This is a genomic window from bacterium, assembly GCA_029210545.1.
GTDB lineage: Bacteria > BMS3Abin14 > BMS3Abin14 > BMS3Abin14 > BMS3Abin14 > JARGFV01.
The window spans coordinates 1-502 of sequence record JARGFV010000240.1 but is presented as its reverse complement, the minus strand read 5'-3'; the positions used below and the strand labels follow the sequence as shown (position 1 = coordinate 502).

Sequence of the window (502 nt, the reverse complement as noted above, 5' to 3'; positions counted from 1 at the left end):
GAATCGTAATTGGCGAGGTCCAGGCCATAGTTCATCTGTGTCATGGTGTAAAAAAACATGACCTCCATGGCCAGAACACCGGCCATGTCCCATCTTTTAATGTTGATGATTGAGAGTTTACGTTTCAAGATCCTTATCCCCTTTGTCAGATGGGAACACAATGTAGCATACCGAAGGATATTTCAATATGCTGTCTGATTCCTTTGAATGAAAGGGAAAAGGTTATCTCAGGAACGGTGTGATCACGCCTTTGGCATGAGAGGCTTAGTGACAATGAACGGGAGAAATCGTTGGTTAGTGATCTTCAACCCCAAATCCCAGGCACCAGAGCCAGACTATGGCAGGGATTTCAGGTGCTCGCTTCGCTCAGGTTTCAAGTTTCAGGTTCAAGGACTTCCTTTGGACTTTGGGCTCTGGACTCCGAGGAATTCAACCACCCGCTGGCTCTGGCCAATTATCAGTATTGAACTCTTCAGAGTTGTCCCAGCACTCCTTGGAACAA

1 protein-coding gene is annotated in these 502 nt (G+C 46.6%); it reads left to right on the top strand.

The window, feature by feature from the left end; genetic code table 11:
- Window positions 1-297: 297 nt before the first annotated feature.
- Window positions 298-502, top strand: a 205-nt coding sequence (locus P1S46_12470; GenBank protein ID MDF1537275.1) for a hypothetical protein, incomplete at its 3' end; no start/stop codon positions are given.